At 57.5% G+C, this 1583-nt stretch carries 2 protein-coding genes; both read left to right on the forward strand.

The genetic code is table 11. The annotated features are described in order from the left end of the window. Window positions 1-252: 252 nt before the first annotated feature. The gene (locus JF66_RS22040) at window positions 253-780 is read left to right on the forward strand and encodes a hypothetical protein (protein ID WP_051973796.1); all 528 of its coding nucleotides are present in this window, start codon (window positions 253-255) and stop codon (window positions 778-780) included. Between the two features lie 165 nt (window positions 781-945). After that, on the forward strand, window positions 946-1509 hold the full coding sequence (locus JF66_RS20420) for an RNA polymerase sigma factor (RefSeq protein WP_081882536.1): 564 nt from the start codon (window positions 946-948) through the stop codon (window positions 1507-1509). Window positions 1510-1583: the final 74 nt, after the last annotated feature.

Here is a 1583-nt window from a genome sequence, read left to right on the forward strand (position 1 = left end):
TTTGTCGGGGCGCACCGTTCGTAGCGCTATCCGACCGGACGCCGCCTTTGGCTACGATGCGATCGTGCGCTCCACGTTCTCATATCTTGAGGGTCAGAGGCTCCTGCTCGCTTGGTCGCCGGCTGGGCCAACCACTTGCGGCGATTGACTCTTTGCACAAGCCTGGCGACGCCGGATTCCGGTGCACATCACAAGCGAACCGTCGCTGCTAACCTCTTGACGACGTCAATGGAAGCACGGGGGGCCAGTCGAATGACGCAGGATGAGTTTCGTGACCAGTTTTCTGGAACAGTTTCTCGGCAGAGAATGGGGATCTCTCTCACCGAAGAACAAGCATTGAGCGTGCTCGCTGACGACGCCATGCTGTACCGGTGGTACACGTGGAGCGGTGCAGCTAACTACGTTCGGGTCGTATCGCCCCCTCCCCATGTATCGCAAAGACAGCCACTTTCATGGTTCGCGAAATCAATGATCGCAATGCCCTTCTTGCTTGTCATCGCCGGTGTTCTGGGCTACTACAACACCCAAGTTCAAGCGGATCCGGACCGGGGGAACAGCGACATTGCGGCCATATACGCCTGCGAGGAAGCAGTGGCACAGAATCTGAAATCGCCGGCCTCCGCCGACTTCAACTCCAGTGCCGCGGGCGGCAACCCTTGGGTCGTCCAAGGCGTCGTCGATTCTGAAAACTCGTTCGGCGCCCGACTACGGTCGACGTTTGAGTGCTCCGTCACTTTTCGAAATGGCGCTTCACAAACAACCGTTGTCCGGCTCGAGTAGTGAGATTTCCGCAGGCCGCTGAACAGCTGCAGCTGTCCCGAACCGCCCAACCCCGACACGTAAAGCATCCGGGGTGACGCATATGGCGGGTTGCCGTCCAGAATGGCGCACTTCCTCCTTATACGTGCCCCCTCGTCACCGACTACTAGATGAGGGACTTTCTAGATGTACCCAAATATAGAATTCGGTGAAGATTCAGTGACGGGAGTATCGGGTGAAACCGCCACAGCGTACCTGCAGCACAGGACGGTTCTCTATAAAGTCGCGTACGCGGTTCTTTGGGATGCTGGCCTTGAGGACGATGTCATGGACGTCCTGTCCGACATAGCTGAGGAGCTCTTGCGAAAGCCCCCATCCGACGTGAGGAATTGGCAAGCCTTCCTCGTGACTATGACAAAGCGGCGGTCCATAGACCATGTTCGATCGGCACCGTCGCGGCATCGGAACAGGTCTGACTTCGATTTGGATACCGTGCCTTCCGAACAATTTGAGGTCGACGACCTTCTGTCAGGCATCGACCTCGCAAAGGCGATTGAGATCGCCGAAGAGGAGCGGGACGCGCTGCCAGAACCGGATCGAACAATCGCACAACAGTGTCTGTGGGACCAGCACCGCCAGCGTGATGTCGCTGACAAACTCGGCATCACTCAGGCGAGAGTCAGCCAGGTCCTCAAACGGGCCCGAAAATTAATCATGACCAAAGTAAGAGAGAAGGGAGGACCGCTGTGACTGAGAACCAGCGCAAAGACGGAGAAGGAATCTCGCTCGACGCACTGCTTGCGGCTGCCGCGTACCAACCACCA

The sequence above is a fragment of the Cryobacterium sp. MLB-32 genome (assembly GCF_000738085.1).
Taxonomy (GTDB): Bacteria; Actinomycetota; Actinomycetes; order Actinomycetales; family Microbacteriaceae; genus Cryobacterium.

What these genes read in the sequence shown, in the direction of transcription:
- JF66_RS22040 (WP_051973796.1), top strand. Translation starts at nt 253, where the DNA reads ATGACGCAGGATGAGTTTCGTGACCAGTTTTCTGGAACAGTTTCTCGG.
- JF66_RS20420 (WP_081882536.1), top strand. Translation starts at nt 946, where the DNA reads ATGTACCCAAATATAGAATTCGGTGAAGATTCAGTGACGGGAGTATCG.